Raw genomic sequence first — 13,750 nt, 5'->3', positions numbered from 1 at the left:
CTTCACCTCTCTATTGCTGAATTGATGAGTCGGTCCGCGGCGCGCGCCGCGACGGCCATGATGGTGAGCGCCGGGTTCGCGCTGCCCTGCGTCGGCAGAACGCTGCCGTCGACGATGAGCAGATTCGGTACCGCGAAGGTGCGGCAGTCTGCATCCACGACGCCGTCCTGTTCGTTACGGGCCATGCGCGCGCCGCCGACCAGGTGCGCGTAGCGCTGAATCGTGATGACCTCATCGGCGCCGGCGGCCTTGAGGATGCGCTCCATGACCTCCTGGGCAGCCTTCATCTGTTGCCGATCGTTGTCGCACTGCGAGTACGAGAAGCGCGCAACCGGCATGCCGCGCGCATCGGTTTCGTCGGCGAGGGTGACGCGGTTGTCTGCCTGGGGAAGAAACTCGCACAGCGCGCCGAGGCACGCCCAGTGCACGTAGTCGCTCATCCGCTCACGCAGTTCTCGGCCCCAGTGGCCCTGCGCGGCAACGTGCTCCGCCCAGGTGATGGGCAGGGGCGAGACGGTTTGGATCGAGAAGCCACGCTTGTACGGGTTGCTGGGGTCTGTCTCGTAGAACTGCTCGCTCGAGACCTCGGGTGGCGGCGACTTGTACATGCGCACCTCGTCATCGAATCGGCCGCCGGTCTGCGGCGCACCCTGCACCATGAGGTAGCGGCCGACCTGGTCGAAGTCGTTGCAGAGACCGTTGGCAAAGCGCTTCGACGTGGAGTTCAACAACAGGCGCGGTGTCTCGATCGAGTACCCGGCGACGGCCACCATGCGGGCCCTCTGAAAGTGCTCGACGCCGTCGCGCATATAGTGCACGCCCGTCGCGCGCCCGGTGCGTTCGTCTATCGCGACGCGCGTGACCATGCTGTCGGGGCGAATCTCGGCGCCGTGCGCAAGGGCATCCGGTATGTGGGTGATGAGGGGCGAGGCCTTGGCGTTGACCTTGCAGCCCTGCAGGCAGAAGCCGCGGTAGATGCAGTGCGCACGGTTGCCGAAACGTCCATTCGTGATGGCGACTGGGCCGACCTTCGCCGTGATGCCGGCGGCGAGCGCGCCACGCAGAAAGAGCTCGCCGTTTCCCCCGACCGGATGCGGCCGGTGCGGGTAGGAGTGCGGGTCGCCCCACGGCCAGTCCTCGCCGGCCACGGGCAGCTCCCCCTCGATGTCCTCGTAATACCGGGCCAGATCGGCGTAGTCGATGGGCCAGTCGGCACCGACGCCATCGCGGGTGTATGTCTCGAAGTCGCTCGGGTGAAAGCGCGGCACGTAGCCGGCGTAGTGCACCATCGATCCCCCGACGCCGCGGCCGGAATTGTTCGAACCGAGAGGCACAGGATTGTCACCGGTGATGACGCGCGGTTCCGTCCAGTACAGCCCGTGGGAGCCGGCCTCATCGCTGACCCAGTCCTCCTCCGGGTCCCAGAACGGTCCCGCGTCCAGGCCGACCACGGTGCGGCCGGATCGCGCCAGTCGCTGCATGAACGTCGACCCGCCCGCGCCACAGCCGACTATCACGATGTCGACCTCGTCCGCGTCGTCAAAGCGCCGCATGCCCTCACGGAGGGCCTCATTCGTGCGCCGTTGATCGGCCGGCAGCAGCCACGCCGACTCGTTGCGTTCACGCACACTGCTCGTCATGAGCCGCCCCGCGCCGGGTCGACCTGGGGCATCACGTCGCGCACCTCGAACGGCTCGCGCGTGCCGACGTGGGAGTTCTTGTAACCGCGCGGATACGCCGGGCCGGCGAAGCCGATCTCATTCCAGGCCGACGGATGCGCGTAGAACGCCGTACAGGCGTACCGCAGCCACAGATTCCAGAGACGGCCGGCCGGCAGCCCACGCCATGAGGCGTCGCCGAGATCCTGCACCCGTTGCAGAATGGCGCGCTGCTCCTCATCCATCAGCTCGGCGAAGCCGACGCCATGGGACTCGTTCGCGTCTTCGGCAAGGCCGTGCAGTGACTGGCGCCAGACCTCCGAATCGCTGGGCATGCCGTCGTAGTGCCAGCCGTCGGTGCTGCCCGCTGCCAGCCTCGCGTCGACCATATGAGCGATGGGAACCATGCGATCGTGAGACTGACCGACAAGCTGGTCGAGCATCGCGCGGGCCACCCGAAACTCGCTCTCCGTGAAGAAGCGCAGGGTCTCATCCGTCTCGAGCCGCCCCAGAACCACGCGGCGCGTTGCGTCGTCCCAGGCCGGCGCCTGCTGCACGACGTCGAAGCCGGGAAACCGCGGGTGCTGGCTGCCGATTGGTTCGCCGGTGCTCACTTTTCGCGCCTCAGTACGGCGGCCAGCAGGCCCATGCCCCCGACCATCGTGACGAGCAGGGGCGCGAGCAGCGGCGGCCCCATCTCCATGTTGTAACGCAAGTTGCGCCATCCGCCGGGCTTCTGCGCGATCCCGCGCGCGTGCAACCAGGTTCCCTGCAGCCCGTTGGCAACGATGGCGACGGATGCGATGGGAAGCGCCGTCTTGGCCAGTCGCTTGCTGAACACCCCGGCCACGCCCGCGACGGCGCCCACCGGGCCGAGAGCCACGGGAATCCACATGAGCCTGTTGCCGAAACTTGCCTTGTCGTGCTCGAAAAAGATCTCCGCAGCCGTTACCAGTGAGCCGATCGCCGTCAGGCCGGCGAGACTGCGCTCGAACCTGCCGGTGCGCACATTGCGCACCATTCGGTCGACGCCATAGATCACGGGAGCCGTTCGCCTTGCCGCCGATGTTCGTGCCACTGGAATCCCTCCGTTGCGCGTTATTGTGCGAGAACTGCCGTGCCCGATGCTCGATGCTCGATGCTCGATGCTCAGTGATTGCGCAGAGCGCTGATCAGCTCGTGCTTCTTCTTGTTCGAATAGCCGCTGAGTCCGAGTTCCTTCGCCCGCTTTTTCAGTTGGGCGACGGTCCAGTCGTCATAGGAGCCGGACTCCCCGCCCTTTTGGCTGACCTTCGACGTGCCACGCTTCGCCGCCGCATTCGAAATACGTGCAGCCTTCTCCTTCGAGGCACCGTCCTTGCGCAGTTCCTCGTACATTTCGGGCTTCTTCAGATGTGAGTTCTTCGTGCCCGGCATAATCCCGCCTTCCGCGATCACGTCGACCGCTCGCCCCGAGGCTACGCGCGGCATCGGGCGTCGACAAGGCCACCCGGCCATGCCGGTATCGAGCCGGAGTGCCGCGTGTGAAACCGAACGCGGCGCTGCGGGTCTGGGCGTGATCTCGGGGCCGGTGGTAGACCGTCACCAAGGAAGCGAGAGGGGAAGAAGCGGTGGATCTGGGAATCTCGACACGCACGGCACTGGTCAGCGGCGCCGATTCCGGCATCGGCTGGCACACCGCAGAACGACTGTTGCGGGAGGGCGCAACCGTCGTCATCACGGATCTCGACCAGGGCCGCCTGGACGAGGCTGCCGCGCGCCTACCCGCCGACGCCGGCCAGTTGTACGCGTTCGCGGCCGATCTCACGGATTCGGGTGCGGTCGCGTCGTTGGCGAGCATGGTGCGCGAGGCGGCGGGGCCGATCGACATCCTCGTGCAATCGGCAGGCATCACGGGCGCACAGGGTCTCTTCCACGAGATCGACGAGCAGGGTTGGGCGAACACCATCGAGGTTGACCTGCTGGCGCCGGTGCGGCTGGTTCGCGCGTTCCTCGACGATCTGCGTGCAGGCGGCTGGGGGCGCATCGTGTTCGTCGCATCCGAAGATGCGGTACAGCCGTACGACGACGAGCTGCCATACTGCGCCGCCAAGGCGGGTGTGCTGGCGCTCGCCAAGGGACTCTCGCGCTCGTACGCGCACGAAGGGCTGCTGGTGAACGCGGTCTCGCCCGCGTTCATCGCCACGCCGATGACCGACGCCATGATGGACAAGCGGGCCAAGCAGCGCGGTACCGACCGCGACGAGGCCATCCAGTCCTTTCTGAGCGAGAAGCGGCCGTTCATGGAAATCGGGCGGCGGGGCGAGCCCGAGGAGGTGGCCGACGTGATTGCGTTCCTGTGCTCCGACCGTGCATCCTTCGTCAACGGCTCGAACTACCGTGTCGACTCGGGGTCGGTCGCCACGATCTGAGGGGAAAACATGATGGGCGAACATTTCGACTACGTGATTGTGGGCGGCGGTATGGTGGCGGATGCCGCGGCCCACGGCATCCGAGAACACGATGCAGAAGGCACCATCGGCATTCTCAGCGAAGATGTCGACCCGCCGTACACGAGGCCGGCTCTCACCAAGAAGCTGTGGACAGACCCGGATTTCACCTGGGACAAGGTGCCGCTCGGCACGGCCGAGCAGACCGGCGCCGAGGTGCGGCTGCAGACACGTGTCACCGCGATCGATCGTGATGCGCGTACCGTGCTGACGGATGCCGGAGAGACTGTCGGCTACGGCAGGCTGCTGTTGGCGACGGGCGGGCATCCGAAACACATCGACCTGCCCGACGACGACAGGGTCATCTTCTTCCGCAGCGCGAACGACTATCGCCGGCTTCGTGAACTGGCGTCGCGGCATCCGCATGTCGCCGTGATAGGTGGCAGCTTCATCGGCACGGAGTTGGCGGCCGCGTTGGTGCAGAACGAATGCGAGGTGAGTCTGCTCTATCCGGAGGAGACGCTCGGTGGCTCCATGTTCCCGTCTGGACTGGCCGCCCGCTTCGAGGATGCCTTCGCCTCGGCCGGCGTACACCTGCGGGCCGGCGTGACAGTCGATGAAGGCCACGTCGAGAACGACGCGATAGTGCTGCACTGCAGTGACGGCTCGGCACTCACCGTCGATGCGGTCGTCTCGGGGCTCGGCATCGAACCGGCCATCGACCTGGCCGAGGCGGCGGGCTTGCAGACCGACGACGGCATTGTCGTCGACGGTCGGCTGCAGACGGCCGACCCGAGTGTGTACGCCGCGGGCGATGTCGCATCGTATCCGGATGTGATCCTCGGCCGCCGCCGAATCGAACACGTCGACAACGCCACAGCAATGGGTCACGCCGCCGGGCGCGCCATGGCGGGAGAGAGCCAGCCGTACACGCATACTCCGTACTTCTATTCGGTGGTCTTCGATATCTCCTATGAGGCCCTCGGCTCGATCGATGCCGAGCTCGAAACGGTGGAGGACTGGGTCGATCCCCTGAACGTCGGCGTGGTCTACTACCTGAACAAGGGAGTCGTGGCCGGGGTGCTGCTCTGGAATGTGCCGGAGCGCCGCGACGCGGCGCGGCGGGTGCTCGCCTCGGCGCGCTCGCTCACACGAGACAACCTGCCGGGTCTGATCACGCCGGGCTGATCGGGCGTCTAGGCCGCCGTTGGCGAGTCGGTGCGTGTGCTGCCGGCGCTCGCATCCGGCTTTCCGTCGCGTGCCCAGCCCTCGGCGATGAAGCCGAGCCTGCGCAGCGACTCCCTGTTGCGCACAATCGTCACGGGTTCGATCAGCGGCGTCGGGATCAGACGCGCCGGGCCTGCGATGACGTCCTCGGTCATGCGCACGACGCAGCCACCGCGGCGTTCACGCACATCCATCGCGACGTGTGCCTGACCGACGGGCCAGGCCCGGGCCTTCAGGAGGGCGTGTATCGGCGCATCCCACTCGAGAACCGAAGTGACGTCGTTGAGGAGCAGCGGCCAGATGCCGAAGGAATGATGGATGTTGCTGCCGGGACTCGGCCAGTGGCCCTCCACGCCACGCATCCGCGAGGCGCCGACGACCCAGGTGGGAAAAACCCAGCCGTCGGCCAGCACGTCGAACACGATCTGAGGCTCGCAGTGCATGAAGTGATAGTTCACAGCCATGTGTTTCAACCCTTCTCGTGCGGGCCCAGTTCGGGCCTCGTTGTTATGCCGTATTCGCGGTGCAGCGCGCTCAGCGCCGCATGCCAGCCCGCCAGCCCGTGCACGCCGGGACCGGGCGGGGTGGAGGCCGAACAGAGGTACACGCCGTCCAATGGGGTGCGCCACGGATTCGTGGCCAGCACCGGTCTCTTGGCCAGCTGCCACATCGACACTTCGCCTGCTGCGATGTCGCCCCCGATGTCGTTCGGGTTGTACGCTTCCATCTCGACGGCCGTGCGGCTTGCCGTGGCCAGAATCGTGTCGCGGAAGCCCGGCGCGTACCGCTCGATCTCGCGCGTGACGGCCTCGGTCTGATCGACGGATGATCCGCGCGGCACGTGCGTGTACGCCCACAGCACGTGTTTGCCGGCCGGCGCCCGGCTGGCGTCGACGATGCTCGGCTGCGAGACCAGCACGTAGGGTTGCTCGGCGTGCCGTCCGCGCGCCACCGCGTTCTCGGCGCGCGCCAACTGTGCCCGTGTGCCGCCCACGTGCACGGTGGGCGCAGCGCGCAACTCGGCATTAGCCCACGGCACCGGCTGCGAGAGCGCGAAATCGACCTTGCCGACGCCGTTGCCGTATCGAAAACGCCGCAGGTCTGCGGCATACGCGTGAGGCAGCCGATCGCCGGCCAGTTTGAGCAGGGCGCGCGGCGTCACATCCAGCATCACGATGCGTGCCGGCGGCAGCTCCGTCAGGCTGCGCACGTTGTGGTCAACAATGATCTCGCCGCCGTGAGCGCGCAGGTCGTCGGCCATGGCGCGGGTGATGGCGCCGCTGCCACCAACAGGTACCGGCCACCCGCCGGCGTGAGCGTAGGTGGCGAGCGTGAGTCCGGCTCCTGCCGGTGCCAGGCTCGGAAGTCGGCGGATGGTGTGCGCAAACACACCGGTGAGCAAGGCAGGCGCGACTTCACGCTCGAACCGCGCGTTCCACATCGGGCCGCCCTGCTCGAGTGTGCGCAGGCCGAACTGCACCGCCCCGACAGGGTGCCGAGGGATGCGCAGCAATTGGTTGCCCGTCAGCTCGGAGACCGCGTCGAGGTTTTTGAGCAGCGGGGCGAACAGGCGGCGCCAGGCGGCCCCGTCACGTGCGAGTCCCTCGGCGGTGCGCTCGAGGTCGTGATAGGCGATGCCCGCCTGCCCGCCCGGCAGCGGGTGCCCGTACGAGATCTCGGGCACGATCATCGCAATGCGTTCAGAGAGCCCGAAGCGCTGGAAAAATTCGGAGGCGAGCGCCATGGGGTGCACGGCCGAGCAGACGTCGTGCAGGAAACCCGGGAGCGTGAGTTCGCTCGTGCGCGCACCTCCGCCCGGCGCATCCGATCGCTCGTACACCCGCACGGCGAGCCCGGCGCGGGCGAGCGTGACCGCCGCCGCGAGACCGTTCGGACCGGAGCCGACCACTATCGCATCGATATCCGCCCCGTGCTGCTCCATGAGTGCGAGGCTACGCCAGGATGCGCGTGCGTGTCGGGCTGGCCGGCGGGCGGTTGCGAGTATCTTCCGCGCGAGTAGGGTGCGGAGCAAACGTCTCGACGGAAGGGAAGGTTTCGTGTCCGCGCGCGCGACCCGGGTATTCACTGTCGGCCACTCGACGCATCCGATCGAGGAGTTCATCGGCATGCTGCAGGCCAACGCGGTAGACCTTGTCGCCGATGTGCGCACCATTCCGAAATCGCGGCACAATCCGCAGTTCGGCGAAGACGAACTGCCAGGCAGCCTCGCGGCGGCGGGCATCGGCTATCGCCGCCTCTCCGGTCTCGGCGGGCTGCGGCACACGACAAAGAACTCTGAGACCGGGGTGAACGGCGCGTGGCGCAATGCCTCGTTCCGCGGATACGCCGACTATATGCAGACGCCGGCATTCGATGAAGCCCTGCATGGACTGATCGAGCTCGCTACCGGAACGACCGTCGCGATCATGTGTGCGGAAGCGGTTCCGTGGCGGTGTCACCGCTCGCTGATCGGCGACGCCTTGCTCGCACGCGATGTCATCGTCGAGGACATCATGAGCGCGACCTCGACGAAGCCGCATACGCTCACCCGTTTCGCTCAGGTCGACGGCACGCGGGTGACGTACCCACCCGATCCGCCCCCGCTGATCGATTAGCCGGGCTCATTTACCCCGCGACCGCGAGCGTGAACGGCAGTACTGAGGATGCCCCGGCGCGGCGCAGCAGACGCCCCGCGACCGTGAGCGTCCACCGGCTGTCGGCGAGGTCATCCACGAGCAGAACCGGCTTTGCGTCGGGCACCGCTACGCCGCCGACCGCGAAGCGCTCCCACACATTTGCGAGCCGGTAGGCGCTGTTGCCGCCCGACTCTCCGCGCGGACCACCGTCTACCAGCCCGAGCGGCCCCAGGTAGTCGAGCTTGCCTGCCTCGGCCAAGGCGCGCGCCACCGATTCCACGAGCAGCGGACGCCGCCTCGACGGCATGCTCACGACCACCGCCGGGCGTTCCTCCCAGTCCCATTCCGCCAGCACCCGCACACAGGCGGCAATCATCGCGGCGCTCGCCGGGGCATCCGCAGCACTCGAGGAGAAGAGCGTGCGCAACGCACCGCCCCAGCCGAGATCGGTGAGACGCGCCAGTGCACGCCCCGGCGACAGCCGCTCGCCGACGGCGATGTTTCCGCGCAGCGGCACTGACAGCCGGTCCATGCCTGACGGCCACTGGGCCCGCGGTTCGATGACGACGCCGACGCGATCGAGGGCAGCGGATGCCGCACCCACGGCATCGCCCTGCACGTCGATCGGATACCAGAGCCCTGCACAGTTGTCGCACCGTCCACAGGGCGCCGCTGTCTCATCGTCGAGCGCGCGCTGCAGAAATTCCATGCGGCATCCATCGGTGCGTTCGTAGTCGAGCATCGACTGCTGCTCGGCGAGACGCGCGGCCGAGATGCGTGCGTAACGTTCGGCGTCGTAGACCCACGGATGCCCGGTGGCGATCCAGCCACCCGTCACCTTGCGCACGGCCCCGTCGACGTCGAGCACCTTGAGCAGCAGCTCGAGCGGCGTGCGCTTGAGATCGACCCGCGCCTCCAGCGCCGGCGTCGAGAGGGGCTCCGAGCCCAGCTCGGAGATCACGGCGAGCGCCTTCTGCTCGTCGGGCATCGAGGCAGTGGCGAAGTAATTCCAGATCGGCACGTCTTCCTCGCCCGGCAACAACAGCACGTCGGCATTGTCGGTGGCGCGGCCGGCACGACCCACCTGCTGGTAGTAGGCCACTGGTGACGAGGGAGCGCCCAGGTGCAGCACGAAACCCAGATCGGGCTTGTCGAAGCCCATGCCCAGCGCGCTCGTGGCCACAAGCGCCTTGACCTCGTTGTTCTTGAGTTGCTGCTCGAGCCGTTCGCGGTCGGCCGGGTCGGTGCGACCGGTGTATGCCTGCACCGCGTGGCCAGCGTCGCGCAGCAGGCGCGCGGTGTCTTCGGCGGCTGAGACCGTGAGCGCGTAGATGATGCCGCTGCCCGGCAGCTCGCCGAGATGGCTGAGCAGCCAGCCCAGGCGGGCGCGCGCGTCGGGCAGGCGCAGAACACCCAGCCTCAAGGATGCTCGCGCAAGCGGTCCGCGAATCGTCACGACCCCGGCGCCGTGACCGAGCTGCTCCGCGACATCCGCCACCACCCGGCTGTTGGCCGTCGCCGTGGTGGCCAGCACCGGAATACCGGCCGGCAGCTCGGCGATGAGGTCGCGCAACCGCCTGTAGTCTGGCCGAAAGTCGTGGCCCCAGTCGCTGATGCAGTGCGCCTCGTCGACGACGAGCAGGCCCGCCCGTTGCACGAGCGCGGGCAGCTGCTCATCACGGAACCGCGGGTTGTTCAGTCGCTCGGGTGAGACAAGTAGAACGTCGACCTCGTCGTTGGCGAGCGCCTGCAGCACGTCGTCCCACTCGTGCGCATTGGCCGAGTTGATGGCGACCGCCCGCACTCCCGCGCGCGACGCCGCGGCGATCTGGTCACGCATGAGGGCGAGTAGCGGCGACACAAGGATGGTCGGGCCTGCGCCGCGCTGGCGCAGCAGCAGGGTGGCCACGAAGTACACGGCCGACTTGCCCCATCCGGTGCGCTGCACGACCAGCGCACGGCGACGCTCGTCGACGAGCGTCTCGATCGCCTCATACTGCCCCTCGTGAAAGGCCGCGTCGTCGCGCCCGACAAGCGTGCGCAGAATGCTCAGGGCGGATGCGCGGCTGTCGGTCACTCCCCCAGCATGCCAGCCACCCCTGACGGCACGCTCCTTCTCCCGCAATCTGTGGACAGCGGCACTCTTCGTGGCTCTGTGCACAACTCCGCCGTGCGCCCAGCGGAGCCGATAATGATCAGGTGCAACTCCCCCTCGATTCCCGCTGCCCGTGCCTCAGCGGAGAGAGCTACGGCGGATGCTGCGCGCCCTTCCACCACACAAGCGCCCTGGCCCCAACGGCCGAACGTCTCATGCGTTCCCGATACTCGGCGTTCGTGGTCGGCGACGCGGCGTATCTGCTGCGCACGTGGCATCCGCGCACCGGCCCGAGCACGCTCGAACTCGACCAGGCCCAGCAATGGCGGCGCCTCGACATCGTCAGCACGACTCGCGGAGGACTGCTCGATACGGAAGGAAGCGTCGAGTTTCGCGCCTTCTACCGGGTCGACGGCGCTCCCGGGGTGCAGCACGAACGCAGCCGTTTCGTGCGTGAGGCGCGCGCCTGGCTCTACGTCGACGGCGATGTACTCTCGTAGCCCTAGCCGGATTCGGCCAGACGCGCGCACGAGATGCACAACTCTGTCGTGGGCCTGGCCTTCAGACGCTCCACGCCTATCGGGTTTCCACACCGGGCGCACACGCCGAAGCTGCCATCATCAAGCCGGTTCAGTGCACGGTCGATCTCGAGCAGTTCGCCCTCAGCCTCACCCTGCAGCCCGGTGATCCGCGACCATTCCGACGACATCGTCGGGCCTTCCGGGTCATGCTCGTCGTCGGCCTGCGTGTCGGTTCGAGCGTCACGGATGTCGTTCATCACGTCGCCGAGCGCGGCCTGCTGTTCTTTCGTGGCGAGACGCTTCTTGTGAAGCAGCTCACGCAGCCGGCGGCGCTCGGTAGCGGTCAGTGTGCCTGGCGTCATGGGGCCCGAGACTACTCCCCGAGCCAGGCGAGCGCCGCCACGACCGCCGCCGCGGTGCCCGTCTCCAGCGTCGGTTCGATGACGGGGGCGAAGTTCGGCGAATGGTTTGCGGGGATGTCGACGGCAACGGTTCCCGCCTCGAGAGCGCGAGCGTACGCATCCGGATCGGCGCCGCCGATGCCCCAATACGTGTACGGCACCCCGAGCGCGTCGGGAATCTCACTGAAGTCCTCGCTGGCCGACTGGCGGTCGAGGGTGACGGCCCGCTCGCCGAAATAGTTGCGGAACGCGGCGGCGACGGCCTGCGTGGCATCCGCGTCATTGCTGGTCACCGGGTAGTGGTCGTACAGCTCGAAGTCGGGCGGCTGCGGCGATCCGGATGCCTCGCATTCGCCCTGAACGATGCGGCGAATGGCGGCCACTATCGCGGCCCGGGTCGTCTCACTGAACGTGCGGATGTTCAACTCGAGCACCGCATGATCCGAGATGATGTTGCTCTTGGAACCGCCCGCGATTCGACCGACCGTCAGCACCGCGAACTCTCCCGGCGTGATCTCGCGCGCGACGACGCTCTGCAGTCGCACCACGATCATCGATGCGAGCACCACCGGGTCAACGGAGAGCTGGGGCATGGAACCGTGGCTGCCGCGCCCCCACACGGTGACGCGCATGCTGTCCCCGCTGGAGAGGAATGCCCCCTCGCGCGTGCCGAGGTGACCGGCGGGGAACGGCAGCACGTGCTGGGCAAGCGCCACATCCGGTCGTGGAATCTTCTCGGCGAGTGCGTCTTTCAGCATCACGTCCGCGCCGTCGGCCAACTCCTCGGCCGGCTGGAACAGGGCGATATAGGTTCCGCGCCAGCTCCCGGGCGTCGCGGCGAGCAGTCGCGCGGCCCCGAGAAGGCACGCGACGTGTACGTCATGCCCGCACGCGTGCATCACCGGCACCTCGTTGCCGTCGCTGTCGGTGGAGTGCTCGGTACTGGCATAGTCCAGCCCCGTGGTCTCGGCCACCGGCAACGCATCCATGTCGGCACGCATGAGCACGGTCGGTCCGTCGCCGTTCTTAAGAATGCCGACGACGCCGGTCGTGCCGATCTTCTCCTGCACCTCGAATCCGAATCCGCGCAGGGCCTCGGCGACCGTCGCGGCCGTGCGTGTCTCCTGGTGGCCGAGTTCCGGATGCGCGTGCAGCGAGCGATAGACATCCTGCTGCCAGGCGGTAATTGCGGCCTGCCCGGCCAATACGCGCACCGGCGAACCGCTGTCATCTCCCGCGGCCATCATTCTGCCTCCCTTTCATGACGTCGGTGATCTTCGACCAGCGACCCCACCATCCGCTCAAGAGCGGTGGTCTTCGAAAGCGCATCTCTGTGGGCAGTATCCACCCGTACCGGCGTGCCAGCAAGGAGAGACCCGCCCCGCTCAGAATCGCGACGGCCGAGCCGACCGCGGGAAGCCCGAGCTCGCTGAGCACCACCATTTCCACGCTCGCCAGAAGCGCGCTTGTGGCGTACAGCGTGTTACCACCGAAGATCGCGGGCACCCGCATGAGCAGCACGTCGCGCACCATGCCGCCGCCCACAGCGGTGATCACCCCGAGCATCACGGCGGGCAACCAGCCCAGCCCCGCCTCCAGCGTTTTCTGCGCTCCCACCGCTGCCCAGCATCCGACCGCAAGCGCATCGAGCAGCGTCAGTGCGCGCCGCGACCACCGCCCGTTGAGCTTGAGCACGAAGGCGATGACCGCGCCCACGAACGCGAAAATCAGATAGTACGGGTCGGTGAGCGCGACCGGGGTGCCCTGCTGCAGCAGCGTGTCGCGGATCATGCCCCCGCCGAGCCCCGACAGAATCGCCAGCACCACGAAACCGACGATATCGAGTCGCGCCGATCGCGCCGCGATGCCTCCGAGAATCGCGTTGGCGAGCACGCCCGCGAGGTCGATGACGCGGATCGCCTCGTTCACGGTATCCGGAGTAGTGCTCACAGCACAACGTTACTCACGCGAACGGCTATTCGACCGGTCCGCGCTCCAGAAACCGCCGTCGGCGCGCTGTCCGCATACTCTGGTGCCATGTGCGGCAGATTCGCGATGGATAAAGAGACCGACGAGCTCATTCGGGAGTTCGTCATCAGCGAGGGTTTCGCGAATATAGGCAGCTGGAGACCGGCCTGGAATCTGGCGCCGACGGATCCGGTGCCGATCGTCATCGAATCCGTCAAAGGCGACGATGGGCCGGTTCGACGTCTCGAGCTCGCGCAGTGGTGGTTGACGCCGACGTGGTCGAAAGTATTGAAACTGAAGGCGCCCATGTTCAACGCCCGCGCCGAGACGGCAGCGTCGAAAGCATCCTTCAAGGCCTCGGTCGCGTCGAAGCGAGCAGTCATCCCCGCCACCGGGTATTACGAATGGCGCACCGATGCCGACGGCACGAAGACGCCATACTTCATTCAGCTGCCGGGCGAGATCATCGGCATGGCGGCCCTCTACTCATGGTGGGCCGATCCGTCGAAGGCGAACGACGACGAGAGCCGGTGGCATCTGACCGCCACCATTCTCACCTCGGATGCTGTGGATCAGCTGGTCGGCATCCACGACCGCAACCCCGTCCCGCTGCCTCGCGACTGGTGGGATCACTGGCTGGACCCCACTATCGTCGGTGACCAAGACCTGCTGGATGAGGCCGTGCGAGCGGCGCTCCCCCTCGCCGAGACGCTGGAGTTCCATGAGGTCGCGCCCGTCAAAGGAGACGGGCCGGAGCTGATCGCCCCGCTTGACTGAACCGCCTGCCGCGCACAGCGCGCAGCGTCGGGTTCGCG

At 67.3% G+C, this 13,750-nt stretch carries 15 protein-coding genes; 5 read left to right on the top strand and 10 right to left on the bottom strand.

Annotation, left to right across the window (positions count from 1 at the left end; translation table 11 throughout):
• Window positions 1-2: 2 nt before the first annotated feature.
• From ASC63_RS08695 to ASC63_RS08680, 4 genes are all read right to left on the bottom strand, one after another.
• Window positions 3-1,640 carry a GMC family oxidoreductase gene (locus ASC63_RS08695; protein ID WP_055812017.1) on the bottom strand — a complete coding sequence of 546 codons (1,638 nt, stop codon included), beginning with the start codon at window positions 1,638-1,640 and terminating at the stop codon, window positions 3-5.
• Window positions 1,637-2,272 (bottom strand): gluconate 2-dehydrogenase subunit 3 family protein, encoded by a 636-nt coding sequence (locus ASC63_RS08690; protein ID WP_055812010.1) that lies wholly within the window; start codon window positions 2,270-2,272, stop codon window positions 1,637-1,639. The genes ASC63_RS08695 and ASC63_RS08690 overlap by 4 nt, the downstream gene beginning before the upstream one ends.
• Complete coding sequence (locus tag ASC63_RS08685; protein WP_235492024.1) at window positions 2,269-2,736, bottom strand: hypothetical protein; 468 nt, start codon at window positions 2,734-2,736, stop codon at window positions 2,269-2,271. The genes ASC63_RS08690 and ASC63_RS08685 overlap by 4 nt, the downstream gene beginning before the upstream one ends.
• A gap of 71 nt (window positions 2,737-2,807) precedes the next feature.
• Window positions 2,808-3,074 carry a DUF7218 family protein gene (locus ASC63_RS08680; protein ID WP_055815202.1) on the bottom strand — a complete coding sequence of 89 codons (267 nt, stop codon included), beginning with the start codon at window positions 3,072-3,074 and terminating at the stop codon, window positions 2,808-2,810.
• 194 nt (window positions 3,075-3,268) lie between these two features.
• On the opposite strand from ASC63_RS08680, the gene ASC63_RS08675 reads away from it, so the two are divergent.
• Window positions 3,269-4,069: an SDR family NAD(P)-dependent oxidoreductase gene (locus ASC63_RS08675; protein WP_055812004.1), complete on the top strand. Its 801-nt coding sequence runs from the start codon at window positions 3,269-3,271 to the stop codon at window positions 4,067-4,069.
• Between the two features lie 9 nt (window positions 4,070-4,078).
• The gene (locus tag ASC63_RS08670; RefSeq protein ID WP_082487415.1) at window positions 4,079-5,275 is read left to right on the top strand and encodes an NAD(P)/FAD-dependent oxidoreductase; all 1,197 of its coding nucleotides are present in this window, start codon (window positions 4,079-4,081) and stop codon (window positions 5,273-5,275) included.
• An 8-nt stretch (window positions 5,276-5,283) separates the two neighbouring features.
• On the opposite strand, the gene ASC63_RS08665 is transcribed toward ASC63_RS08670, so the two are convergent.
• Together ASC63_RS08665 and ASC63_RS08660 are read right to left on the bottom strand one after the other, a co-directional pair.
• Window positions 5,284-5,778, bottom strand: coding sequence for a hypothetical protein (locus tag ASC63_RS08665; RefSeq protein ID WP_055811998.1), 495 nt, complete (start codon window positions 5,776-5,778; stop codon window positions 5,284-5,286).
• Window positions 5,779-5,783: 5 nt separating this feature from the next.
• Complete coding sequence (locus ASC63_RS08660; protein WP_055811995.1) at window positions 5,784-7,256, bottom strand: phytoene desaturase family protein; 1,473 nt, start codon at window positions 7,254-7,256, stop codon at window positions 5,784-5,786.
• A gap of 115 nt (window positions 7,257-7,371) precedes the next feature.
• Here ASC63_RS08660 and ASC63_RS08655 point away from each other — a divergent pair, with 115 nt between their 5' ends.
• Window positions 7,372-7,929: a DUF488 domain-containing protein gene (locus ASC63_RS08655; protein WP_055811992.1), complete on the top strand. Its 558-nt coding sequence runs from the start codon at window positions 7,372-7,374 to the stop codon at window positions 7,927-7,929.
• A 10-nt stretch (window positions 7,930-7,939) separates the two neighbouring features.
• Here ASC63_RS08655 and ASC63_RS08650 read toward each other — a convergent pair whose 3' ends face one another.
• Complete coding sequence (locus tag ASC63_RS08650; protein WP_055811991.1) at window positions 7,940-10,027, bottom strand: RecQ family ATP-dependent DNA helicase; 2,088 nt, start codon at window positions 10,025-10,027, stop codon at window positions 7,940-7,942.
• A gap of 122 nt (window positions 10,028-10,149) precedes the next feature.
• Here ASC63_RS08650 and ASC63_RS08645 point away from each other — a divergent pair, with 122 nt between their 5' ends.
• Window positions 10,150-10,545, top strand: coding sequence for a YchJ family protein (locus tag ASC63_RS08645; protein WP_055811989.1), 396 nt, complete (start codon window positions 10,150-10,152; stop codon window positions 10,543-10,545).
• A gap of 2 nt (window positions 10,546-10,547) precedes the next feature.
• Here ASC63_RS08645 and ASC63_RS08640 read toward each other — a convergent pair whose 3' ends face one another.
• The 3 genes from ASC63_RS08640 to ASC63_RS08630 are packed head-to-tail and all read right to left on the bottom strand — an operon-like array spanning window position 10,548 to window position 12,917.
• On the bottom strand, window positions 10,548-10,928 hold the full coding sequence (locus ASC63_RS08640; RefSeq protein WP_055811987.1) for a TraR/DksA family transcriptional regulator: 381 nt from the start codon (window positions 10,926-10,928) through the stop codon (window positions 10,548-10,550).
• Between the two features lie 11 nt (window positions 10,929-10,939).
• Window positions 10,940-12,214 (bottom strand): amidohydrolase, encoded by a 1,275-nt coding sequence (locus tag ASC63_RS08635; protein WP_235492022.1) that lies wholly within the window; start codon window positions 12,212-12,214, stop codon window positions 10,940-10,942.
• Entirely contained in the window at window positions 12,195-12,917 is a 723-nt protein-coding gene (locus ASC63_RS08630) for a trimeric intracellular cation channel family protein (protein ID WP_082487411.1), read from the bottom strand. The genes ASC63_RS08635 and ASC63_RS08630 overlap by 20 nt, the downstream gene beginning before the upstream one ends.
• A gap of 87 nt (window positions 12,918-13,004) precedes the next feature.
• On the opposite strand from ASC63_RS08630, the gene ASC63_RS08625 reads away from it, so the two are divergent.
• On the top strand, window positions 13,005-13,712 hold the full coding sequence (locus ASC63_RS08625; protein WP_082487409.1) for an SOS response-associated peptidase: 708 nt from the start codon (window positions 13,005-13,007) through the stop codon (window positions 13,710-13,712).
• Window positions 13,713-13,750: the final 38 nt, after the last annotated feature.

It is taken from the genome of Leifsonia sp. Root112D2 (assembly GCF_001424905.1).
Classification (GTDB): Bacteria; Actinomycetota; Actinomycetes; order Actinomycetales; family Microbacteriaceae; genus Root112D2.
This window is presented reverse-complemented; position numbering and strand designations above follow the sequence as displayed.